Genomic DNA, 23,592 nt, shown 5'->3' with positions numbered 1-23,592 from the left:
AGGAATCGCTTTCACATGGTCATGTGAAATCTCGCCTCGCAAAGGTGTTGCGCGGTAACGACGACGCACAGGCCGGACCCGTGCACCGGGTAAGGAATATCAGTGACCGAACGCCAATGGCGGACCGCGCGTGCGCAGCGATTCCGCGGCGAATACGCGCAGAACAATACGATCGCGATGCGTCAGGCGCAGCGACACCGGCCCGGGTATCGCGGGCGGGTGATACCGCATCGGCAGCACCCGCGAGAGCACCGCGCAACCGATCCGATACGCGGCCTCCGCACCTCGGATAACCACCGCCGCGAGCACGGCCGCGACGAGGTGCGCGGCCACCATACCGGGCGTGAGCTGTGCATCGAGGTGATGCATATGCCCCGAACTCCAGCCCATGGTGACGTGCCCGAGTAGCTGACCTGCGACGAGCACCGAGATCAGTCCGATCGAGGTGTCGCGCAGCGGTGCGAGCCCGGCGACCAGTGCGCCGACAACGGCGCAAGCGGCGGCGAGGAGCACGAGCGTGGTACTGCCCGGTGGCATCCCATCGGACGCCCACCCGTGTGCCGCAACGGATATGGCACCGGAGATCGAGCCGGCACATGCGCCGCGCACCCGCGCGACGGCGCTGCGTTGCCCCGCAGCGGCCGGGCCGAACTCGATACTCACGCGCTGATGATAGCCGACGAATTACCCGTCGGTCCCCACCCGGGCGGCGGCCGAGATCCCTGGGATGTATCGAGTTTCCAGCTGGAGAAATGCAAATGCCGCACACCTCCGGATTTCCCATACCGATTCCGCGGCCGGGAATTCGAAGGTGTGCGGCCCCGAGTGTGACTCAGTTCGCGTCGATTTCCATCTCGATCAACGGCTTGCGCAGCAACTTACCGGTCGCATTGCGCGGCAGCTCATCGAGGAAGATCACCTCGCGCGGCACCTTGTACCGCGCCAGATTCGCCTTGACGTAATCCTTGATCTCCTGCGCATCGCGCTTGGATTCCGGCCCCGGAACGACGAAGGCGCGCAACCGCTTCCCGAATTCACGATCGTCCACGCCGACCACGGCGGCCTCGAAGATATCGTCGCGCCCGGCGATCAGGTTCTCCACCTCGAGCGGGAAGACGTTCTCGCCGCCGGAGACGATCATGTCGTCGTCGCGGCCGTCGATGTAGAGCAGGCCATCGGCGTCGAAATGCCCCACGTCACCGCTGGACATCATGCCGTCCACGATCTCCTTGGTGCGGCCGTCGGTGTAGCCGGTGAAGGCGAAACCGTTGTCCACGAAGATGGTGCCGGTCACATTCGGCTCGGTGATCGGCTTGCGGTTCTCGTCCAGCAACACGATCCGGATGCCGACCGGCGCCTTGCCCGCGGTGGTCGGGGCTTTGCGCAGGTCCTCCGGGGTCGCGACGGTCATGACCGCGCATTCGGTGGAGCCGTACAGGTTGTAGAGGCTGTCGCCGAAGTAGTCGAGGGTGCGGGTGACCACATCGGGTGCGATGGCCGAACCCGCCGCGAAGATCACCTTGATGCTGCGCGGGTCGTACTCGGCCAGCACCTCGTCACCGAGATCGAGTATGCGCTGCAGCATGGTCGGCACCACGACCAGCGAATCCGCTTGGTAGCGCTGGATATTCGCCAGCGTCTTCTCCGGATCGAACCTGCGCTGCTGGAAGATCACCCGGTTGCCGAGGGCAAGCCCCAGGGTGAACTGGGAAAGTCCGGTGCCGTGGAAGATCGGCGCGGCCATGATCATGGTGCCGTTATTGGGCAGCGGCACCCGGTCGACGAACTGGGCCGAGGCGAACGGGCTGACCCGGTCGCGCGGCGCACCTTTCGGCGTACCGGTGGTACCGCTGGTCAGGATGACCATGCCGCCGGGCTTGGCGGGCGCGGGCGGCGGCGCGGTGGAGCGGCCCTTGATCAGCGATTCGATGGTCGAGACCGCCGGGTCGACATTGTCCTTCTCGTCCACCCAGGTGAGCACCCGGGGGATCTCGGACGGGATCGCGCTCATCAGGTCGAGGAATTCGCTGTCGTGCAGTACGGCCTTGACGTTCTCGCGCGCGGCCACATCGGCGAATTGCGGTTTCGCGAAGCCGGTATTCATCAGCACCGTGCGTACGCCGAGCTTGCCGGTCGCGAGCAGGCTCAGCACCATGCCGCGATGGTCGCGCGCGAGCAGCGCGACGACGTCGCCAGGCTTGATTCCCTGGGCTTCGAGCCCGCGAGCCAGGGCGCTGGACTGCTCGTTGAGTTCGCCGAAGCTCACCTCACCGCGCTCGTCGACGATGGCCGCCGCATCCGGTCTGGTCTGCGCCGCGTGCATGACGACACCGGCGAACGGGCCGAATTTGAGCACATTGAATGCGGACCGCGCCGCGTGATCGGGTCGGAGCGGATTGAACAGGCGCCGCTTGACCATGACATTCACGCCCTGGGCGAGATCGCCCGCTTTCCGGACGGAGTCATTCAACGCAGGCAGGGATAGGGACATTCGTCAACGCCTTCCGCGGTCCACCCCACCAGGACCGGGGTGGTGTGGACCGCAACTTCGAGATCCAGTGCTGCCGCTAACAATAGCAAGCATCTGTGACCCGCTGTGTCACGTATCTCAGTTGTCCCGCTCGGTGCCGCTGCGGCCCAGGTCTAAGCCTTGACTTCGTACTCGACGAGCACCCGGCGCAGCAATTTCCCGGTGGTGTTGCGGGGCAGATCGTCGAGGAAGACGACCTCGCGCGGCACCTTGTAGCGGGCCAGATTCTCCTTGACGTAGGCCTTGATCTCCTCGCCGTCGGGGGCGTGACCGTTCTCGGGGACCACGAAGGCGCGCAGACGCTTGCCGAATTCCACATCGTCGACGCCGACGACGGCGGCGTCGAACACGTCCGGCCGCTCCAGCAGCAGGTTCTCCACCTCCTGCGGGAAGACGTTCTCGCCGCCGGAGACGATCATGTCGTCGTCGCGACCGTCCACCATCAGCAGTCCGTGCTCGTCGAAGTGGCCGACATCGCCACTGGACATATAGCCGTCGATGATCTGCTTATGCCTGCCGTCGGTGTAGCCCTCGAACGGCGCACCGCTGCGGACGAAGATGCGCGCGGTGGTGTTGATTGCGTTGACCTGCTTGTCGTTGTCGTCGTAGAGCCGGACTTCGCAGGTGATCGGCGCGCGACCGACGGTGCCCGGCGCGATGGCCAGATCGTCCGGGTTCGCGACGGTGGCCACGGCGCATTCGGTCGAGCCGTACAGGTTGTAGAGGACCGGACCGAAGATCTGCGTGGCCTTGACGCACAACTCCGGTGCGAGCGCCGAACCCGCGACCAGAATGCACTTCAGCGAGGTGGTGTCGTATTCGGCGCGGATCTCCGGTGCCAGCTCGGTCATCCGGTGCAGCATGGTCGGCACCGCGACCAGCATTTCGGCCTTGTGATCGGCCACCATCTTTAGCGTGGCCTCGGCGTCGAAGCGGCGGCGCACCACCACCTTATTGCCCATCGCCGAGGCGACCAGATAGGTACCGAGCCCGGTGCTGTGGAAGATCGGCGACACGATGACCTGAGTTCCCCTGACCGGGAATGGGATTCGGTCCACCATCTGCGCGGTGGCCAGCGGGGTCACCTTGCTGCGCGGTGCGCCCTTCGGCAGGCCGGTGGTGCCACTGGTGAGGATGACGAAACCGCCCGGCTTGGACGGTGCGGGCAGGTCCGCGGTCGAGTTGGCGGCGATGAGATCGTCGAGAGTCTGTGCGCCCTCGGGCAATTCGGTGCCCTGGTCGACCCAGGTGAGGTAGCGCGGCAGGTTCGGCGGCAGTGCGTCGAGCAGGCCCAGGAATTCGCTGTCGTGCAGCACTGCCTTGACCTTCTCGCGCTCGCAGACCTCGGCGAACTGCGGTTTGGCGAAGCCGGTATTCATCAGCGCGACCCGCACGCCGAGCTTGCCCGCTGCGGCCATGGCCAGGATGAGGCCGCGATGGTCGCGGGCCAGCACACCGATCACGGACCCTTCGGTCAGATTCGCCTGTCGCAGCCCGCGCGCGATGGCCGTGGACTGCTCGTCGAGTTGCCGGTAGGTCAGTTCGCCGCGCTCGTCCACCAGCGCTGGCGCATTTGGCACGACTCGGGCCGAATGCCGGATCAAGGTCGCCTGCGGTCCGTAGACCTTCGATTCTTTCACCGTCCGCAAGGTTTCCAGCGGCTTCTTGGGATCGCTGACCCCGCGGGCCCGCAGCACCCCGAATGCCTTCACAACCTCCAGCGCATGCGCCAACTTCATCGTCGACCACCTCTACCAGCAACTCGCGTCGGCACTCGCCCAAGCGATCTCGAACCACCGTTCTGTCTCACCAACCGTATCAGCGCTATGACCCACATCACACCCGAAGCCGGGCGGGCTGGACAAAAACCGAGCCGGCGAAAGGTGAGAGGCTCCCCACCACCAGTTCCGACCTGGTCTTGATCATCTGCGTGCGGTAGCCAGCGCGACGAGTAGCGCGACGACCCGATTCGGGGGGACTTCGAAGTGGCTGCTGCCCACGGTGTGGAGCCAGCCGGTAGCCGCCAGTTGACGGAGGTGGTGGTAGATCTCGCCGGAGGTGCCCACCTCACCGAGGTCTGTGAGTTCGGCGGCGGTTCTGCTGCCCCGAAGTATCTCCCGAAGAATGCGCAGGCGGACCGGACTACCAAGGGCGGCGAGGCATTCGGCGGCATCGTCCCAGTCGTAGCCGACGATGTCATCGGTGCTGAACTGGACTTGCCAGTCGAACTCTTCCGCGCTGGGTAATGAGCCCGAACCGGCGAACATCACCCCGCCATTGCGCTGATCCGCATTCGTGAACTCCTCATGAAGCCGCCGCAGTGCCCACCCTCCCTGCGGGGCGGATCCACTCGCTTGCCCGCCGCCATCCTTGATGAGGTCCTGGGCCGCAAGTCGGCGTTCGAGCTTCGCTAGTCGGTCCTCCACGCTCACGAGCGCAAATTTACGGAGTTACGTAATTGCTGGCAATGGTTAGCTGATGTGATGCAAAAGCCCGGCACGAAAATCCGTGCCGGGCTCGCGTGCCGGATGGTCAGTTGTAGATCGATCCGAAGGACGGGACCGAGATGGTTGCGAGTTTGTACTGGAAACCGTCCGGGTTGGCGTCGCTGACCGGGACGGGCCAGCGGTGCAACAGAGTGCCGTAGACCGCACCGACGATGAGGCCGCCACCGGTGTCGACCGGACGGGTGCGGATCGTGGTGTCGACCGTGGCGTCGTTGTGCTCGGAGAGCACCTCGGTGCCGCTGCGGCCGTTGGACAGATTGATCCACAGGACCTGCAGCTTGGCCCCCGTCTGATCCGGTGCGATCGTGCCCGGTCCGCCGAAGAATCCGAATCGCAACCCGTCGTAACCGAGGGCGACGCCGGACCCATAGACACCCGGCCCGTCACCGCGTCCGATATCGGATTGCGCCGGGATCTGGAACGGCTGTGCGGGCACTGCCACCTGGGTGGCGACCTGCCCGGATGCCAGCAGCCGGTCCACTGCCTGTTCGGCGGCGGGATTGCCGATGGCGGCCTTCCGCAATTGCTGCGTGGCCGTACTCCAGTCGATCGTCGCCGGCTCGGCCGCGGCATGACCCGCGAAGACGGCGACGAATGCGGTGGTTGCCGCGATTGCGGCGGTGAAGCGACGTATCAAACCCAGCCTGTGCATAACCAGTCTCCTGTTGGGGTTCTTGGTACTGCTCGATGGAATTCGTCCGCGGAATCTCAGCTCGCCAAGATACCTTCCGTTACTTCACCGTTTACGGCGGGTGCCTCGAACCCGCCGTGGCCGTGATCGCGGGGCCGAGGTGCGTCGGCGTCGTAGCACGCTGCACAGCCGAGAAAATAAAGAAAACCGGTGCGCATCGTTCGCACCGGTTTCCTATGCAGCACTTGCTATTTCGGCATCACTTCAGCTCGGCGCTGGTCTTGCCGAGGATGCGGCGGGCCACGATGAGCTGCTGGATCTGCTGGGTGCCTTCGAAGATGTCGAGGATCTTGGAGTCACGGCCCCACTTTTCGAGCAGGGTGCGCTGCGAGTAGCCGATGGTGCCCGCGAGTTCGACGGCCTTGAGGGTGATGTCGGTGCCCGTGCGGCCCGCCTTGGCCTTGGACATCGAGGCTTCCAAGGAGTTCGGCTTCTTGTTATCGGCCATCCACGCGGCACGCAGCGACAGCAGGTACGCGGCCTCGTAATCGGCCTCCATACGCAGGAATTCGGCGGCGGCCGCGGGCTGGTTGTTGGCCGGGATGTCGTAGGACGGCTCGATGCCCGCATCCTTCAGGATGGCGCGCAACTCCTCGAGCGCCGCCCGCGCGACACCGACCGCCATCGCGGCCACTAGGGGGCGGGTGTTGTCGAAGGTCTGCATGACCCCGGCAAAACCCTTCTCCACGTTGACTTCCGGACTGCCGAGGATGTTGTCCTTCGGAATCCGGCAGTCCTGCAACAGCAGTACGGCGGTATCGGATGCCTTGATGCCGAGCTTGTGCTCGAGGCGGGCCACCGAAAGTCCGGGAGCGTCGCGCGGCACGACGAACGACTTGATCGCCGCGCGGCCCAAGCTGCGGTCCACCGAGGCCCAGACCACGATGTGGGTGGAGCGCTGACCCGCGGTCACGAAGATCTTCTCGCCGTTGAGCACCCACTCGTCGCCGTCGAGTACGGCGGTGGTGGTGACGGCGGCCGAGTCGGAACCGAAGGACGGTTCGGTGATGGCCATCGAGGCCCACACCTTGCCGAAGCGCTTCAGCTGCTCATCGGTGGCGACGGCCGCGATGGCCGCATTGCCCAGACCCTGGTAGGGGATCGACAGCATCAGGCCGACGTCGCCCCAGGAGGTCTCGAGCGCGTTCAGCAGCGCGGACATATTGCCGCCGTTGGAGTTTCCGAGCAGCTCGGTGGCGTGCTCGTCCGAATCGGAACGGCCACCGGCCGCGCCGCCGATCTTCTGGGTGCCGGAGTCGGCGAGACCCTCGACCATGGCGGCCATGGTGTCCAGCTCGACCGGGTACTCGTGTTCGCCGAGGTCGTACTTGCGCGAGATCGGCCGGAAGATTTCCTGGGCGACCTGGTGGGCCTGGTTGGCGCTGGCCCGCAGCTTCTTGGGGAGTTCGAGATTGATCATGGTGATGTCTCCTGGAAGTAAGGAACCAGCCGGTCAGACGAGCACGACACCTTCGGCGATGCCGATCGCCCGCAGATCGCGGTACCAGCGCTCGACCGGGTGTTCCTTGGTGAAGCCGTGGCCGCCGAGCAACTGCACGCCATCGAGGCCGATCTGCATGCCCTTGTCGGTGGCGAGCTTGCGCGCCAGTGCCGCCTCGCGGGCGTAGGAAAGGCCCTGCTCCGCGCGTGCGGCACCCCGCAGGGTCACCAGGCGCAGGCCGTCCAGTTCGATTGCCATATTCGCGACCATGAACGCGACCGCCTGACGGTGCGAGATCGGCTCGCCGAATGCCTCGCGCTCGTTCACATACGGAATCACGTAGTCGAGCACGGCCTGTCCGGTACCGATGGCCAGCGAGGCCCAGCCGAGGCGGGCCAGGCGCACCGCATCGGCGTATTCCTCGGCGCGGGCCGTGGCATCGCCGTCGCCGAGGATGGCGTCGGTGCCGACCGCGACATCGTTGAGCAGTAGGCGACCGAGACCGGCGGCGCGCAGACCCATGCTCGGATCAGCCTCGATGACCAGCCCCTGGCTGTCCGACGGCACGATGAACAGGGCGGGGCGGCCGTCGAGTTCGGCGGCCACGATGAATAGTTCGGCATCACCGGCGGCCGGGACCAGGCTCTTCACACCGTTGAGGCGGTAACCGCTGGGGGAGCGGGTGGCCTTTGTCTGCAGGGCGAACGGGTCGAACAGCGCCCGCGGCTCGCTGATCACGACCGAGGCCTGTGGCACATTCTCGCCGGTGAAAGCGGGCAGGTAGGTCTGCTGCTGTGCGTCGGTACCCCACTGGGACAGGGCGACCGCGACACCGCTCGGCGCCAGAATCGGCAGGGCCAGACCCATGTCGCCGTGCGCGAGCGCCTCGGCGACCAGCGAGTTGGTGACCGCGCCGCGCTCGGCGGCCGCGCCTTCCAACTCCTCGGGCACATTGATCAGGGTGATGCCGAGTTCGGCGGCGCGCTCGAGCAGGTCGCGCGGGGCCTTGGCGGCGTTGTCGGCCTCGTAGGCGGCCGGGCGCAGGATCTCGGCGGCGAATTCCTTTACCGTCTCGACGATCATCTGCTGCTCGTCGCTCGGGGTCAGATCGAAGAAGTCCTTGTGCTTGGACTCGTTGTCCGCCAGGCGTTTCGGGGCACCGCCGCCGGCGACCTTGCCGAATGCGCGAGTGGCGGCACCGAGGGTGCGGAAACCGGTCTTGGTGCCTTCGTAGGTGACCCGCTCGATCGGCTTGCGCAGGTTGTACTTCTCGGCGAGCTCCGACCCGGTAATGGTCGTCATCACCCGCATGGCCGCGCCCATCCAGTCCCGCTTGGGGTGGGTCAGGCCGACCGCGGACGTGTCTGGACGTCGCGTCGTTGCGCTGTCTCGAGTGCTCATCATCACCTGTTTTTCTCGGGTGGGTGGGTGAGGTCTTTTCCCAGCTATCTTACTCCTGAGTAAGGCTATCTTACTCCAGAGTAAGAAGTGCGTCGAGGGGCAGCATACGCCGCCGAACTGTGTCAGGCTGGACAAGTGCCCAAAGTCGTGGGACGACCGCTGTGCGTCGTCGCTGTGCTGTTCGCCGCGCTACTCACCGCATTCGCCCCGCGCTACGGCTATCACCGAGACGAGCTGTACTTTTTGGCGGCGGGCAGACATCCGGATTGGGGCTACCCGGACCAGCCGCCATTGACTCCGCTACTGGCCCGCGCGATGTCGGCAATCGATGCCGATTCGTTACTGCTGCTACGGCTTCCGTCGGTCTTGGCCGCGACATTCGTCGTTGTCGCAGCGGGCTTGATGGCGCGCGAGCTCGGCGGCGGGCGCGGGGCGCAGGTGTTGGCGTCGGTTGCCGTCGCGAGTTCGGCGATGGTGATGGGGATCGGTCATCTGCTGAGTACCGCGTCGTTCGATATGGCGGCATGGGTGTTGGTTTGTCTGCTGGTGCTGGTGTTGTTGCGAGGCGCGGAGGGGGGTGCTGAGCGACTCGGGCAGAGAGCCCAGGCGGACGGGTGCGCGGGCGGGGGTGTTCCTGCGGCGCCGAATGGGTGCTCGGGTGTCGGTAGGTGGTGGCTCGGGGTGGGGCTGGTTGTGGGGATCGGGTTGCAGAACAAGGCGCTGTTGATCTTTCCGGTGGTGGCGCTGACGCTTGCGCTCGTTCTCGTCGGCCCGCGAAAGATATTCGGCACCAAGTACTTTCCGATGGCAGTCGGGTTGGCGTTCGTGATCTGGCTACCATATCTGTTGTGGCAGTGGTGCAATGGCTGGCCGCAGTGGGAGATGAGTCGGGCGATCGCGGGCGGGTCCTCCGGAACATCGGATTCGCCGGTGATGTTCATGCTGTCGCAATTCGGGCTGATGGGCCCATTGCTGCTGCCGCTGTGGGCATTCGGGCTCTGGCGACTGTGGCGAGATCCGCGTCGGCGCGCGTTTCCGGTCGCGTATGCGGTGCTTTTCGCGGTTTTCCTGGTCAGCGGCGGGAAGGCGTACTACCTGGGCGGGATGTATCCGATTCTGTTGGCCGCCGGTGCGGTGCCGGTCGCCGCTCGGCTGGGGGATCGGCGAGCCCGTTGGGCGGCAGTCGGTTCGGTGATCGCGGTGAATGCAATCGTCTCGGCGGTGCTGTTCCTACCGGTGTTACCCGTCGCGGCCTTGAGGGATTCGCCGGTCCTCGCGATCAACTACGACGCGGGCGAAACCATCGGCTGGCCGCAATTCGTGCACCGAATCGCCGAGGTGCGCGCCACGCTCGGACCCGATACCGCGATCCTTACCGACAACTATGGCGAGGCGGGGGCGATCGAACGGTTCGGTGGCGAATACGGATTGCCGACTCCGCACAGCGGTCACAACTCCTACTGGTGGTGGGGCCCGCCCAGCGACACAGCCTCCGCGGTGATCGTCGTCGGCCTCGATCGTGACCACCTGACTGGGTACTTCGCCGAAGTCCAACCCGCCGGTTACATCGACAACGGTCTCGGCATCGACAACGACGAACAGGGCCAACCGCTGTTCATCTGCCGCAAACCGCGAGCGCCAATGTCCGAAATGTGGCCTGCGGCGAAACATCTGACCTGAGCGGTCCCGTTGCGGCCATCCACGAGTCCGACCGCAACGAAGAACGATCGACGCCTATCTACAAAGGTGCCGCCCACAGTGCTCGGCCGTTTTTCCGTCGAGGCTGAATCCTGCTGTACGAGTAAGGAGATGTCATGGTTCTGCGCATTGTCGATCAGTTCGTCTCCGGGGTCCTCAATATGATCGCGACGCTGTTCATTCCGTGAGTCGAGTCGCCCGGGGCGGACTGTCCGTCCCGGGCAACATTCCAGCGCGGCTGTTAGGTTGTGCCGCATGGCAAGACGGCCGCGGAGTCGGCGATTGAGGGCAACGCTGCTGACCGCGGCGATTACGGCGGGCATCTTGTCTGGGGGGACGGCCGAGGCGCAGACGCCGTCCGGATCATGTGCGGATGGGTGGGACGTCTCGACGATCGTCAGCGGGGTCGGCAATCTGGAGAATCTCGATACCGACGGGTCCGGCGGTTTCTATGTCACCGGAATCCTCGACGGGTACCTGGCTCATATCGATGCCGCGGGCAAGTTCGAGAAGCTGGTGACCGGTCTGGATCACCCTGCGGGCGTGCGGGTTGTCGGACGGTCCGTGTACTTCGTCACCGGCGATGGTTTGGCGGAGTCGCCGGGCACCTTGCAGCGCTATGACATCGACACCCATGCGGTGACGATTCTGCTCACCGAGCTGAACGGTCCGAACGGACTGCTCGAATTGCCCGACGGCGACCTGGTATTCGCCACCATCGGCATCACCGGCCCGCCGACCGGCATCTCGCGGTATCGGCCGTCGACGGGGGAGTACACCGAGACCTGGTCCAACCTGCCATGGACCAACGGGCTGGCGCTCGCCCCCGACGGCAACTCGATCTACACCGACAATATGACCCTGCGCGTCTTCCGGGTTCAACTCGATGATCCCGATAACGCGACGGTCGTCGCCGGTGCTCCCGATCTGGTTGCGCTGCTCGACGATATGGAAGCGACCCGCGCGGGCCAACTCTTCGTCGCCGACCACATCCAAGGCGCGGTCTTTCAGATCGACCCGGCCACCGGCGCGGGCTGCACGATCATCACCGGCCTGATCAAACCCGGCCCGATACGCAATCCACCGGACGGCGCCACTTCCGTGCGGATCGCTCGCGACGGTAATGGGTGGGCGCTGTTCGTCACAAGCATGGACGGAACCCTGCGTCGACTACGTCCACCCGCAGGCATCGACCTGACCCCCGCCGATTCCAGGCGATAGGAAAGCGACTGCGCCCGAACGTGACTCGCTAGCACCCGCAGAGACGATCGCGGCCACCCCCGACCGATGCCGCCGACATCGCCAACCCGCGTGATCGCCTCGCGCACTGGATGATCGACAACCGCATCGGCCAGTAGCTGCCCGACGAATGATTCATCCGGCGCGCCAGCAGCCGCTGAGAATGCACTGGTGGTGGGGCCACTCGTTTGCCGCCCCCAATACATTCTCGAAGCTCAGTTCAAGCGGGTGAGGACAGCGTCGTGGAGTAGCGAGTTGGTGGCTATGGCGTCGCCGTTGTGGGGGCCGGGGGTGCCGGAGAGGGAGGTGAAGCGGCCGCCTGCTTCGCGGACGAGAATGTCGAGGGCGGCCAGGTCCCACAGGGAGACTTCGGGTTCGGTGGCGATATCGACCGCGCCCTCGGCGAGCAGGCAGTAGGTGAAGAAGTCGCCGTAGCCGCGGACCCGCCACACCGCGTCGGTGAGGTCGAGGAACTTCTCCCGCAGACCGCGTTCGCGCCAGCCCGACAGGCTGGAGAAGGCGAGGCTCGCCGAGCCGAGCTCACTGACCGCGGAGACCGAAATCGGTTTCGGCGCATCGGAATCGATGCTGGCCCAGGCGCCGGAACCGGCCGACGCCCACCACCGCCGCGCCAATGCGGGGGCGCTGACCACACCGACCACCGGAACGCCGTCTTCGAGCAGCGAGATCAACGTCGCCCAAATCGGCACCCGCCGCACGAAGTTCTTGGTGCCATCGATCGGATCGATCACCCACTGCCGCCCGCTGAACTCGACGTCACCGCCGAACTCCTCACCGAGCACCGAATCCCCGGGGCGCTCCTGCCCGAGGACCTGGCGTATCGCCTTCTCCACCGCCAGATCCGCATCCGACACCGGCGTCAGATCCGGCTTCGAATCGACCCGCAAATCCAACGCCCCGAACCGCGCACGGGTAATCCCATCGGCCTGATCGGCCAACCGCAGGGCGAGTTCGAGATCGGAGGAGTAATCAGTCACCCTCGAACCCTATCGCCCACACCCTGCCCCGCCAGACGCATCCCCGCTGCCGCAAAAGCAGTGCCCACGGCGCACTGTTCGAGATACCACAAGCTATGCGGCAGCGGAGACGGAGCGGGCGGCGGCGAGGGCATTTGCCCACCAGTGGAGTTGGTCGAGCATGGCCTGCGCGGCGGACGCGGGTTCCGTCGGCTCGCGGAGCTTGCCTTCGGCATCGAAGAGCAGGTAGTAGCGGGGGAAGCTGACGTAATTGCGAACGGTGTGAGCATTGAGTTCGTTGAAGACCTGACGCAGGTGCTCGATGGCGAGCAGGCCCCCGCTCCCACCGCTGTAGCCGACGAAACCGATTGCCTTGCTGTCCCATTGGGTGAAGTGCCAGTCGATGGCAGCCTTCAGCGCGGCCGGGTAGCTGCGGTTGTAGTCCGGAGTGAGGATGACGAAAGCGTCCGCTTCACCGAGCCGCCTAGTGAGGTCGGACATCCCGGCCGGGCGTTCCGGATCGGGGTTCATCGCCGGGGAAACGGCGGGCAGTGCCAATGGCAGGTCGGCCTCGGCAAGATCGATCAGGTCGATCTCGAATTGTCCGTGCCGGGCGGCCTCCTCGACGAACCAGTTGGCCACGGTCGGCGCGAAGCGTCCCTCCCGGACGCTGCCGATGATCACCGCGAGCTTCAAGGACATGGTGTTCTCCTTCGATCGGAAATTGTTCGAGTCCCAATTTGCTGCCCGTCGGCAACACCAGGAAGGCCGCACGAAGAGTGGTAGTGGCAGGGACACCCTCGGCGCCGGTCGCGCTTGTACCGTCGAGGAGTGAGCGACAACGAGTTGGGCCTTTTTCTGCGCACCCGCCGCGAGGCGGTGACACCGGCCGAGGTCGGCCTGCCCACCGGACCGCGTCGTCGAACCCCCGGCCTGCGTCGCGCTGAACTGGCAACCCTGGCGGGCGTGAGCGTGGAATACATCACACGCCTCGAGCAGGGTCGTGACCGCCGCCCCTCACCGCCGGTGCTGTCCGCACTCGCCGACGCCCTCGCCTTGACGCCGAGCGAACGCATCCACCTGCACCGTCTCACCAAGGGCGCTGATCCGGGATTCAGCTGCATGGGCGGTGCACAACCGCCGCGTGAGGTGCGTCCCGCGGTCCGCGCCATCCTCGATCGCCTGGAACCCGCGCCCGCGCTGGTCGTCAACCGACTGCGCGAGGTGCTCGCCTGGACCGAGGGATACCAACGCCTGATGGCGCCGATCGGACTGCTCCACAACGAACACCGCGCCAATCTCGCTCTGTTCGCCTTCACCGACCCGCGGGCCCGCACCGCCTATCCGGACTGGGACCACCTCGCCGACGAACTGGTCGCCGCATTGAAACAGGGTCCGTTCCGCAGCGACCCACACATCGCCGCTTTGGCCGACGAACTCACCGTAGCCGCAGGTGCCGAGTTCACCCGTCGGGTCGAATCCGTCCCCAGCCTCGCCGCCGCCACCGGCACCACCCGCCTCGCCCATCCCGAGGCGGGCAACCTCCGGCTCACCTACGAAACCCTCGAACTCTCCGCCGACGACGACCAGCAGCTCATCGTCTACCTTCCCGCCGATGACGCCACCGCGACCGCCCTCGACGCCCTCGCCGGTCGCCGCCCAGGCGGGCTGCGTGCCGTCTCCGGCTGAGGACGGCACCCGCGCAGCACCGCGTGTTTCACCGTCTGCACCCCGCCCAGTAGGCTTGAGCATCGTGCATCCTGACGTCTCCGCTGACCTCGCCGAACTCGACGCCACACTGAAGACCGTCGAGTCGGTCCTCGATGTCGAGGAGCTGCGTCGACGGATCGATGAACTCGAGCACCAGGCCGCCGATCCCGATCTGTGGAACAACCAGGAGCACGCGCAGCAGGTCACCAGTGAGCTGTCGCACGCTCAGAGCGAGTTGCGCAGGGTCGAGGAACTGCGCCAGCGCCTCGACGATCTGTCTGTTCTATACGAATTGGCCGAGGAAGAGGAGGGCGAGGCTCGGGTGGCCGCGCTCGCCGACGCCGATGCCGAGCGGGCCACGCTGCACAGCGATATGGAGGCCATGGAGGTCCGCACCCTGCTCTCCGGCGAGTACGACAAGCGTGAGGCGCTGGTCAATATCCGCTCCGGCGCGGGCGGTGTGGACGCCGCTGACTGGGCCGAAATGCTGATGCGCATGTATATCCGCTGGGCGGACCGGCACAAGTACTCGGTTGAGGTCTACGACACCTCCTACGCCGAAGAGGCGGGCATCAAGAGCGCCACCTTCGCGGTGAAATCACCGTATGCCTACGGCACCCTCTCGGTGGAAATGGGCACGCACCGCTTGGTCCGCATCAGCCCGTTCGACAATCAGGGCCGCCGCCAGACCTCCTTCGCCGAGGTCGAGGTGCTACCGGTGGTCGAAACCACCGACCACATCGAAATTCCCGAGGGCGAGATCCGCGTGGACGTCTACCGTTCCTCGGGTCCCGGCGGCCAGAGCGTCAACACCACCGACTCCGCGGTCCGGCTCACACATATCCCGACCGGCATCGTCGTGACCTGTCAGAACGAGAAATCCCAGCTGCAGAACAAGATTTCGGCCATGCGGGTGCTGCAAGCCAAACTGCTGGAACGCAAGCGGCAGGAGGAGCGCGCCGAAATGGATGCGCTCAAGACCAATGAGGGTGCGTCATGGGGCAACCAGATGCGCTCCTACGTGCTGCATCCGTACCAGATGGTCAAGGATCTGCGCACCAACTACGAAGTCAACAATCCGACTGCCGTGCTCGACGGCGATATCGATGGTTTCATCGAATCCGGAATTCGTTGGCGAATGCGAGAGCAGGCGAGCTAGTTGGACGTACCCCAGGCCTTCTCCACGTCCACCGACTTCACCACCTGGCTGCGGTCCGCCGGTCTAGAGATCGTCCTGCTGCTCCTCGGCGCGACGCTGTTCAGCCGTTTCGCCACCTTTATCCGGGATCGGATCACCCGCAGGATCGACGCCGGGTTCCGCAGCAGCGACGCACTGGTGCGTTCCGAGGCGGCCAAACATCGGCATGCGCTGGCCCAGGTGGTCACCTGGGTGGTGCTGACCGTCGTCTATGTCCTGGTCGGCATGGAAGTGCTGCGGCGGATGGGTTTCGCGGTCACCGGTCTGGTCGCGCCCGCGGCCGTGCTCGGCGCCGCACTCGGCTTCGGCGCACAGCGGATCGTGCAGGATATCCTTGCCGGATTTTTCCTGATTACCGAGCGGCAGTATGGATTTGGTGATGTGGTTCGCATCGCTGTTACTGGATCCGCGGAGCAGGCCGAGGGTACGGTCGAGGACGTCACGTTGCGGATCACCACACTGCGCAATGCCGATGGTGAGGTGATCACCGTGCCCAACGGGCAGATCGTCAAAGTGACGAATCTGTCGAAGGATTGGGCGCGCGCCGCGATCGACGTTCCGGTTGCGGCCAGCGTCGATATCACCAGGATCAACGAGATCCTGCACGAGGTCGGTACAAAGGCGTACGAGGACCGCAGATTGAAGCCGCTGCTGCTCGACGAGCCCAGCGTGATGGGCGTCGAAGATCTGACAGTGGACCAGATGAATATTCGAATGGTTGCCAGAACATTGCCAGGCAAGCAGTTCGAGGTCGGTCGCGAGTTGCGGGTGCGAGTCGCCGCGGCATTGCGCCGGGAGGGAATCAGTGAGACCACGTAGATCCACGGCGATCCTGATGGCATCATGGGTCGCCACGTTCGTGTTGTACCTGTTCGTCAAGCCCGATCAACCGATCGTGACATCGCCCGAAAAACTCAATACCGTTCCCGTGGTAATGAATACGGCTACGCCCGGTCATTGACCATGATGTAGCTGGTGGCTGCGCGGCGGTTGCTGGTTACACTGACCAACCGTGATCGCTATGCGGAACGTGACCAAGTCGTATCAGACCTCGACGCGACCCGCGCTGGACAACATCACCGTCGGTGTGGGCAAGGGCGAATTCGTCTTCATCATCGGCCCGTCCGGTTCGGGCAAGTCGACCTTCATGCGACTGCTGCTCAAGGAAGAGGCCCCGACCGCGGGCGAGATCCGGGTCGCCGACTTCCAGGTCGACCGGCTGCCCGGCCGGAAGGTGCCGAAGTTGCGTCAGCGCATGGGTTGCGTCTTCCAGGACTTCCGGCTGCTGCAGCAGAAGACCGTCGCCCAGAATGTGGCGTTCGCGCTGGAGGTGATCGGCAAGCGGCGCCAGTTCATCGACCGGACCGTCCCCGAGGTGCTCGATATGGTCGGGCTCGGCGGTAAGGCCGATCGGCTACCGCACGAATTGTCCGGTGGTGAGCAGCAGCGCGTTGCGATCGCGCGGGCCTTCGTGAACCGCCCGCTGGTGCTGCTCGCCGATGAGCCGACCGGCAACCTCGATCCCGACACCAGCGGCGACATCATGCTGCTGCTGGAGCGGATCAACCGCATCGGTACCACCGTGGTGATGGCCACCCACGACAATCACATCGTCGACGCGATGCGTAAGCGAGTGGTGGAGCTGGACCGGGGTCGTCTGATCCGCGACGACGCGATCGGCGTCTACGGGGTGGGCCGGTAATGCGCGCTGGATTCCTGTTCAACGAGGTCCTCACCGGCCTGCGTCGCAATGTCACCATGACCATCGCGATGATCCTGACCACCGCGGTATCGCTGACCATGCTCGGCGGCGGTCTGCTCGCGCTGCGAATCGCGGATAAGACCCAGAACTACTTCATGGACCGGGTCGAGATTCGGCTCTACCTCACCGACCTGGTTTCGGCGAGCGATCGGGACTGTTCGCTGAATCCGTGTCAGCAGCTGATGTCGGATCTGAAGAAGACCGACGGTGTGGTCTCGGTCCAGTTCGTCAACAGCGACGAGGCGATGAAGGAAGCCACCGAGGTGACCTTCAAGGACCAGCCCGAAATGCTGGACATGATCAAGGACACCCGCTTGCCCGCGTCGTTGCGCGTGAAAATGACCGATGCCGATCAATACCCGCGGATCTACCAGACGTTCAACGGTAAGGACGGGATCCAGAGCGTACTCAACGACAAGGACACTGTGGACCGGCTGGTCGGAGTGTTCGACGGACTGCGGAACGCGGCCTTCGCGTTGGCGGCGTTGCAGGCGTTGGCGGCGTTGCTGTTGATCGCGAATATGGTGCAGATCGCGGCTTTCAGTCGACGCGAGGAGGTCGCCATCATGCGAATGGTCGGTGCGACGCGTTGGTACACGCAGTTGCCGTTCCTTTTGGAAGCGGTGGTCGCGGCCTTGGCCGGGTCGATTCTGGCGGTCGTCGGGTTGTTCCTCGCGCAACCGTTGGTGGTGAATCGTGGGCTCGGTGCGCTGTTCAACAGCAATGTCTTCCCGCATCTCGCGGGTGAGGACATCGCGCTGGTCTCACTGACCATCGCGCCGCTCGGCATCGTGTTTGCCGCGATCACCGCCTATGGCACGTTGCGTTACTACGTCCGGGACTGACAACTCGCGCTGACGGCCGCGATGTAGCTTGTGCGGGGCTGTCAGGGAACCCCCGCGCGGTGATCGAAATTGGTTGTCCACATGTGGGCAACTCGGCCGATCACCTGGGATCCGCGTTGACGTAGGAGTTCCGTTGTCCGACCGCGCTCGTAGGATGGGCCGCGTGGAATCCCCCGATGCTTTCGCGGCTGTATCGAACGACGGCGCGGTCGCCGAATCCGGTGCGGCACAAGAGGTGCTACGCCGGGTTTTCGGCTACGACAGCTTCCGCGGTGATCAGCGGGAGATCGTCGAGCATGTGGTCGGCGGCGGAGACGCGCTGGTGCTCATGCCGACCGGCGGCGGTAAGTCGCTGTGCTATCAGGTGCCCGCGTTGGTGCGGCCCGGCGTCGGGGTGGTGGTGTCACCACTGATCGCATTGATGCAGGATCAGGTGGACGCACTCAGCGCACTCGGCGTGCGCGCCGGATTCCTGAACTCGACGCAGTTCCCGGATGAGCGGCGGATGGTCGAGGCGCAGTTCGTCGCGGGGGAGTTGGATCTGCTGTATCTCGCGCCCGAGCGCTTGCGCCTGGAGTCGACCGCCGCGCTGCTGGATCGCGGCAAGGTGGCGCTGTTCGCCATCGACGAGGCGCACTGCGTCTCCCAGTGGGGCCACGACTTCCGACCCGACTATCTGTCCCTGTCGATGCTGCACGAGCGCTGGCCGGATGTGCCGCGCATCGCGCTCACCGCGACCGCGACGGCGAAGACCCGCGATGAAATCATCCAGCGGCTCGACCTCGGCTCGGCCCGCCGTTTCGTCGCCAGTTTCGACCGGCCCAATATCCAGTACCGGATCGAACCCAAGAACCGGCCGGATCGGCAGCTGCTCGACTTCATCAAAACCGAGCACGCCGGAGACGCCGGCATCGTCTACTGCTTGTCGCGCAATTCGGTGGAGAAGACCGCAGCTTTCCTCACCGAGAACGGCGTCGAGGCGGTTCCGTATCACGCGGGCCTCGACACGCGCACTCGCACGGTCAACCAAGCGCGGTTCCTGCGCGAGGACGGCCTCGTCGTGGTCGCGACAATCGCCTTCGGCATGGGCATCGATAAGCCCGATGTGCGTTTCGTTGCCCATCTCGATCTGCCCAAGTCGGTGGAGGGCTATTACCAGGAGACCGGGCGAGCGGGCCGTGATGGCCTGCCGTCGACCGCGTGGATGGTCTACGGACTCGCCGACGTAGTGCAGCAGCGCAAGATGATCGACTCGTCCGACGGCGACGCCACTCACCGCAGGCAATTGCAGTTGCATCTGGATGCCATGCTCGCGCTGTGTGAAACGGTGTCCTGCAGGCGAACTCAGCTACTGGCCTACTTTGGACAGTCGGGACAGTCGTGCGGCAATTGCGATACCTGCCTGATCGCGCCGGAAACTTGGAACGGCACCGTGCCCGCACAGAAGGTGCTCTCGACGGTGCTGCGGCTGAAACGCGAACGCGGACAGAGCTTCGGCGCGGGCCATATCGTCGATATCCTGCTCGGCAAATCGAATCCCAAAGTGCTGCAGCATGATCACCACGAGCTGAAGGTCTTCGGCATCGGCACTGATCTGCGCGATGTCGAATGGCGCGGTGTCATAAGGCAATTGCTCGCACAGGGACTACTCGCCGTGCACGGCGACTACGGTGTGCTCATCCTCACCGAGGCCAGCAACGAGGTGTTGTTCGACGGCCGCGAAGTGCTACTGCGCCGCGAACCGGAGCGTGCGGTCAAACCGGCCAGGACACCCAAGGCAGCCAAGGGCAAGTCTCCAGCTGCCGACCTGGCTTCCGTGGACGTGCCGGTCTTCGAGAAGCTGCGTGAATGGCGGGCCGCGACGTCCAAGGAGCAGGGCGTACCCGCCTACGTCGTCTTCCACGACGCGACGCTCCGGGAGATCGCCGCACGCAAGCCCGAGAGCCTGTCCGAACTCGCGACGGTCGGCGGTGTCGGCGAGAACAAACTGGCCAAGTACGGCGAAGGAGTACTCGCGGTATTGGCCGGAGAAGTGAGCAACGCGTGATCGGGCAATGCGTGCGCACCATCGACCCGGGGTAGTAGCCGTCGATCTCGTGATCGGTGGTGCCAGTGAGGCATTTGCGCGCCGAATTGCCTGAATCGCAATGAAATTGCGCGGCGTCGAACCGGTTTCACGGCTAGCGTGCAAGATATGCATTCCGGTGATGGCCCCACCGACGACGGGCCCGACCTGGGCGGCTCGCCGTCCACGGACCCTGGTGATCCGCCGCCGCATCGGCGCGGCACCCATGACCCCGCGGTGGAATCGGTGTGGCTGCGCCGCACCCCGCCGTTACCGCTGCGCCCGCGCGGCATACCCCGCATGACCACGGTATTGCTGGTCGCGGCCTTCATCGCGGTCCTGCTGCTGTATCTCGCGGTCCGGCCGGGTGGCTAGCGCGACAGGCACGGAATAATCCGGTTGCCGAGTCACCTAGAGTTGACCGTTATGAAGGAACAAGGGCGCAAGGTCATCGCGACCAACCGCCGGGCGCGGCACAACTACACGATCCTGGACATCTACGAGGCCGGGATCGCGCTGGTCGGTACCGAGGTCAAGAGTCTGCGCGAGGGTAAGGCCTCGCTGGTGGACGCCTTCGCGACCGTCGACAACGGCGAGGTCTGGCTGCGGGGTCTGCACATTCCCGAGTTCAGCCACGGCACCTGGACCAACCATTCGCCGCGCCGGGTGCGCAAGCTACTGCTGCACAAGCGTGAGATCGAGCGGCTGGTCGGCAAGTCGCGTGAGGGCAACCAGACATTGGTGCCGCTATCGATGTACTTCTCCGACGGCAAGGTCAAGGTCGAGCTCGCGCTCGCCAAGGGTAAGCAGGACTACGACAAGCGACAGGATCTGGCCAAGCGCACCGCTGAGCGCGAGGTCACCCGGGAATTGGGGCGGCGGATCAAAGGCATGCGTTGACCGCTGTTCTACTGGCGCTGGTGGCGGCGGTCGGCTATGGCGTGAGTGATTTCTTCGGTGGTGTTGCGTCACGGCGGGTGACCGCCCTGCGCGTCGTTGTCGTCTCTTATCCGATGTCGACGCTATTCGTCCTCGCGCTGTTACCACTGGTCGGTGGAACCCCGGACACCGCATCGATGCTGTGGGGACTGGCCGCCGGTGTCGCGAGCGGCTTAGCGGTGTGGTGGTTCTATGCCGCGCTGGCCAGCGGCCCGATGGCGGTGGTGTCGCCGTTGACCGCTTTGTTGGTCGCGGGAATTCCGGTGCTGGTCGGTCTGTTGATCGGCGAACGTCCGGGTCCACTCGCCATCGCCGGCATCGTGTTCGCGCTCGGCGCGGTTTACCTGGTGAGCCGGGAGTCGCCCGATGACGTCACCGAAGAGATCACCGGCGGGCGAAAGCTGCGCTTCACCAGGAAAGTCGCGCTGCTCACCGTCGGCTCGGGCGCGGCCTTCGGACTCGCCTTCGTGTGCCTGCACGAAACTCACGCGAGCGCCGGGGTCTGGCCGCTGCTGGCCCAACGCGGCGCCGCAAGTCCGATGGTCTGGCTCATCGCGTTATCAGCGGGGGAGTTGCGACCGCTGCGCGGTGAACCATTGCGGTTGGCGGCCTATATCGCGGTGCTGGACACCATCGCGAATGCCGCGCTGCTGTATGCATTCCACGGTTCGCTGCTCTCGCTGGTCAGCGTGATCGGCTCGCTGTACCCGGCCGCGACCGTCCTGCTGGCGATGGTCCTACTCGGGGAGCGGGTCGGGCGACAGCAGCAGTTCGGGATGGTTTTGGCGCTCGCGTCGGTCGGATTGATCGCGGCGGCCTGATCGCCGTCCACGCATCCAGCAAATCAGAGCTCGCCACCTGCCGAGATCAAGGCGCACTCATGGCGGAACGTTCCCGGGCCGATGCCGTCACAGCATCCGTTGATCTTGGCCGACTCGCGTAGCAGGCCGGAGCCAGCCCCGGTGCGACCGCATCCGTGCAGGTCGGAGGCGTGATTCGCGCCGCATGGATAATGGAATGAACGCGGCATGGCCGAGTGTTAAAGTAACTAGCCCGACAAGGTGTCGGGACGTACGGGGCTGAACGGTTTCGACTGCGTACGTAGATTTAGGGGAAGCGTGTCGGTGCAGGCAAGAGACCACCGTAAGCGTCGTTGCAACCAATTAAGCGCCGATTCCAATCAGCGCGAGTACGCCCTCGCTGCCTAAGTAGCAGGCGTCTCTGTCAGTCCGGGTTCGTCCCTCGACCCGGGTACTGGCATCAGCTAGAGGGAATTACTGTCCGGCTCGGTCGCGGAGTCGGATGGGACATCCAACAGCGACTGGGATCGTCATCCGAGCTTGTTCGCGAGACCCGGAGATCCGAGTAGAGACCTAGCGAACTGCACACGGAGAAGCCCTGAAGACGCGGCGGAGGACCCGGGTTCGATTCCCGGCAGCTCCACAAGATGGGAACCCGCAGGTCAACAACCTGCGGGTTTTCGTTTTTCGATGGCTGGATCGAGTCAGGTGGTGGACGGTGCCTGTACCTGCGGATTTGCACCGACCGCGGTTCGATTCCCAGCACGTCTCTGAGGCTGCATCGAACCCCCGACGGGCATAAGGATTAGTTATAATCTTCTCGTGCGATGGGGCATTGTGCTGCTAGAGCCAGTCAACGACTGGTTCCTTGACCTGGTGAAGAACGAGCCGATGATCGCCGACAAGATTGAGATAGCGCTGGACGAGCTCGCCGAGCGTGGACCGGAGCTGGGAAGACCTTTGGTCGACCGGATCCAGTCCAGCAAGGCACTACACAACCTCAAAGAACTTCGCCCTCGAACCCCGCCAGGTTCCGAGATCAGAATGCTGTTCGTCTTCGATCCGACGCGGGAGGCGATCGTCCTGGTTGCCGGGGACAAGACCGGCCAGTGGAATCGTTGGTACCGAGACGCGATCCCCCTCGCCGAACAGCGCTATAACGACTACCGAGCAACGAAGGAGGAGTCATGAAGGGTGTGTCTTGGGAAGAGACCAAGCGTCGAGCTCGCGAAATCGACCCGACATGGGATTCCCCTGAGCGCATCGCAGCGCGAGATGAGAGCCGCGAGCAGATGCGCGCGGAGCAGCGCGGACACCAGCTCGCCGAACTCCGCAAGCAGTGCGGAGTGACGCAGGCCAAGGTCGCTGAGCTGATGGGGGTTTCGCAGGCCAGGGTGTCGCAGATCGAGCACGGCAAGATCACGTCCATGGACTTGGTTCGCGAATACATCGCCGCGCTCGGAGGAACCCTGGATGTTGTTGCTCACGTTGGTGATTGGAGCGTCAAGGTCGCCTAGCCTGTTCGGGGCACGTTCACCTAGCCCCACGGTATTCAGCGTTCCCGTGCCTCAATGTCGCGTTGTGCCTGCACGTGGCTCATGAGCGCCAGCGCCAGCTTCTTCAAATCCGGCTGACCACGCAGCGCGCCAACAACAACGACCTGCCGTTCCCGCTTGGGCCGTTTACTTTTCTGTTTTCCCATACCAACCCTCCGGTCACTACAAGCTGGTGCCAGCTAGTGATCGCCCGTGGCGAGTTCCTGCTCGCGGTCGGATACTCATCAAAACTC

23 protein-coding genes and 1 other RNA gene are annotated in these 23,592 nt (G+C 64.8%); 14 read left to right on the top strand and 10 right to left on the bottom strand.

Going from position 1 to position 23,592, the window contains the following annotated elements; all coding sequences use genetic code 11:
* Positions 1-99: 99 nt before the first annotated feature.
* From ACIBI6_RS31175 to ACIBI6_RS31145, 7 genes are all read right to left on the bottom strand, one after another.
* Positions 100-663 (bottom strand): hypothetical protein, encoded by a 564-nt coding sequence (locus ACIBI6_RS31175; RefSeq protein WP_396958691.1) that lies wholly within the window; start codon positions 661-663, stop codon positions 100-102.
* Between the two features lie 169 nt (positions 664-832).
* The gene (locus ACIBI6_RS31170; RefSeq protein WP_396958690.1) at positions 833-2,491 is read right to left on the bottom strand and encodes an acyl-CoA synthetase; all 1,659 of its coding nucleotides are present in this window, start codon (positions 2,489-2,491) and stop codon (positions 833-835) included.
* A 152-nt stretch (positions 2,492-2,643) separates the two neighbouring features.
* A complete protein-coding gene (locus ACIBI6_RS31165) occupies positions 2,644-4,269 on the bottom strand; it encodes an acyl-CoA synthetase (protein WP_364345140.1) in 1,626 nt (541 codons plus the stop codon).
* Positions 4,270-4,452: 183 nt separating this feature from the next.
* Positions 4,453-4,962, bottom strand: a complete 510-nt coding sequence (locus ACIBI6_RS31160) for a winged helix-turn-helix domain-containing protein (protein ID WP_364345138.1) — start codon at positions 4,960-4,962, stop codon at positions 4,453-4,455.
* 100 nt (positions 4,963-5,062) lie between these two features.
* Complete coding sequence (locus tag ACIBI6_RS31155) at positions 5,063-5,689, bottom strand: hypothetical protein (RefSeq protein ID WP_396958689.1); 627 nt, start codon at positions 5,687-5,689, stop codon at positions 5,063-5,065.
* Positions 5,690-5,927: 238 nt separating this feature from the next.
* Positions 5,928-7,148: an acyl-CoA dehydrogenase family protein gene (locus ACIBI6_RS31150; protein ID WP_364345134.1), complete on the bottom strand. Its 1,221-nt coding sequence runs from the start codon at positions 7,146-7,148 to the stop codon at positions 5,928-5,930.
* A gap of 33 nt (positions 7,149-7,181) precedes the next feature.
* Entirely contained in the window at positions 7,182-8,576 is a 1,395-nt protein-coding gene (locus ACIBI6_RS31145) for an acyl-CoA dehydrogenase family protein (protein ID WP_396958688.1), read from the bottom strand.
* Positions 8,577-8,705: 129 nt separating this feature from the next.
* Here ACIBI6_RS31145 and ACIBI6_RS31140 point away from each other — a divergent pair, with 129 nt between their 5' ends.
* Complete coding sequence (locus ACIBI6_RS31140) at positions 8,706-10,250, top strand: ArnT family glycosyltransferase (RefSeq protein WP_396958687.1); 1,545 nt, start codon at positions 8,706-8,708, stop codon at positions 10,248-10,250.
* Between the two features lie 300 nt (positions 10,251-10,550).
* Positions 10,551-11,489 (top strand): SMP-30/gluconolactonase/LRE family protein, encoded by a 939-nt coding sequence (locus ACIBI6_RS31135; protein WP_364345128.1) that lies wholly within the window; start codon positions 10,551-10,553, stop codon positions 11,487-11,489.
* Positions 11,490-11,722: 233 nt separating this feature from the next.
* Here the strand turns inward: ACIBI6_RS31135 and hisN are convergent, their stop codons facing one another.
* Both hisN and ACIBI6_RS31125 read right to left on the bottom strand, forming a co-directional pair.
* Complete coding sequence (gene hisN / locus ACIBI6_RS31130; protein WP_396958686.1) at positions 11,723-12,505, bottom strand: histidinol-phosphatase; 783 nt, start codon at positions 12,503-12,505, stop codon at positions 11,723-11,725.
* 93 nt (positions 12,506-12,598) lie between these two features.
* Positions 12,599-13,186 (bottom strand): NAD(P)H-dependent oxidoreductase, encoded by a 588-nt coding sequence (locus ACIBI6_RS31125; protein WP_364345124.1) that lies wholly within the window; start codon positions 13,184-13,186, stop codon positions 12,599-12,601.
* 129 nt (positions 13,187-13,315) lie between these two features.
* Between ACIBI6_RS31125 and ACIBI6_RS31120 the strand changes: the two genes are divergently transcribed.
* From ACIBI6_RS31120 to ACIBI6_RS31065, 12 genes are all read left to right on the top strand, one after another.
* The gene (locus ACIBI6_RS31120) at positions 13,316-14,173 is read left to right on the top strand and encodes a helix-turn-helix transcriptional regulator (RefSeq protein WP_364345122.1); all 858 of its coding nucleotides are present in this window, start codon (positions 13,316-13,318) and stop codon (positions 14,171-14,173) included.
* 64 nt (positions 14,174-14,237) lie between these two features.
* Entirely contained in the window at positions 14,238-15,353 is a 1,116-nt protein-coding gene (prfB, locus tag ACIBI6_RS31115) for a peptide chain release factor 2 (RefSeq protein ID WP_364345120.1), read from the top strand.
* On the top strand, positions 15,354-16,211 hold the full coding sequence (locus tag ACIBI6_RS31110; protein ID WP_364345118.1) for a mechanosensitive ion channel family protein: 858 nt from the start codon (positions 15,354-15,356) through the stop codon (positions 16,209-16,211).
* Positions 16,212-16,413: 202 nt separating this feature from the next.
* Positions 16,414-17,094 carry a cell division ATP-binding protein FtsE gene (gene ftsE / locus ACIBI6_RS31105; RefSeq protein ID WP_373864755.1) on the top strand — a complete coding sequence of 227 codons (681 nt, stop codon included), beginning with the start codon at positions 16,414-16,416 and terminating at the stop codon, positions 17,092-17,094.
* Positions 17,094-17,999, top strand: coding sequence for a permease-like cell division protein FtsX (gene ftsX, locus ACIBI6_RS31100; RefSeq protein WP_364345115.1), 906 nt, complete (start codon positions 17,094-17,096; stop codon positions 17,997-17,999). Before ftsE ends, ftsX begins: the two co-directional genes overlap by 1 nt.
* A gap of 163 nt (positions 18,000-18,162) precedes the next feature.
* Positions 18,163-20,046: a DNA helicase RecQ gene (gene recQ, locus ACIBI6_RS31095; RefSeq protein ID WP_396958685.1), complete on the top strand. Its 1,884-nt coding sequence runs from the start codon at positions 18,163-18,165 to the stop codon at positions 20,044-20,046.
* A gap of 147 nt (positions 20,047-20,193) precedes the next feature.
* The gene (locus ACIBI6_RS31090; RefSeq protein ID WP_364345111.1) at positions 20,194-20,439 is read left to right on the top strand and encodes a hypothetical protein; all 246 of its coding nucleotides are present in this window, start codon (positions 20,194-20,196) and stop codon (positions 20,437-20,439) included.
* Positions 20,440-20,490: 51 nt separating this feature from the next.
* Entirely contained in the window at positions 20,491-20,964 is a 474-nt protein-coding gene (gene smpB / locus ACIBI6_RS31085) for an SsrA-binding protein SmpB (protein WP_227996102.1), read from the top strand.
* Positions 20,961-21,824 (top strand): DMT family transporter, encoded by an 864-nt coding sequence (locus tag ACIBI6_RS31080; protein WP_364345108.1) that lies wholly within the window; start codon positions 20,961-20,963, stop codon positions 21,822-21,824. Before smpB ends, ACIBI6_RS31080 begins: the two co-directional genes overlap by 4 nt.
* Positions 21,825-22,078: 254 nt before the next feature.
* Positions 22,079-22,449: a transfer-messenger RNA gene (gene ssrA / locus ACIBI6_RS31075) on the top strand.
* Between the two features lie 176 nt (positions 22,450-22,625).
* A complete protein-coding gene (locus tag ACIBI6_RS31070) occupies positions 22,626-22,994 on the top strand; it encodes a type II toxin-antitoxin system RelE/ParE family toxin (RefSeq protein WP_364345106.1) in 369 nt (122 codons plus the stop codon).
* Positions 22,991-23,320, top strand: coding sequence for a helix-turn-helix transcriptional regulator (locus ACIBI6_RS31065; protein WP_364345104.1), 330 nt, complete (start codon positions 22,991-22,993; stop codon positions 23,318-23,320). The genes ACIBI6_RS31070 and ACIBI6_RS31065 overlap by 4 nt, the downstream gene beginning before the upstream one ends.
* A 35-nt stretch (positions 23,321-23,355) precedes the next feature.
* Here the strand turns inward: ACIBI6_RS31065 and ACIBI6_RS31060 are convergent, their stop codons facing one another.
* Positions 23,356-23,505 (bottom strand): hypothetical protein, encoded by a 150-nt coding sequence (locus tag ACIBI6_RS31060; RefSeq protein WP_364345102.1) that lies wholly within the window; start codon positions 23,503-23,505, stop codon positions 23,356-23,358.
* Positions 23,506-23,592 lie beyond the last annotated feature (87 nt).

This window comes from Nocardia sp. NPDC050412 (assembly GCF_044458825.1).
Lineage (GTDB): Bacteria > Actinomycetota > Actinomycetes > Mycobacteriales > Mycobacteriaceae > Nocardia.
Note: the sequence above shows the minus strand (reverse complement) of the source record. Positions and strands in the feature narration are given on the sequence as shown.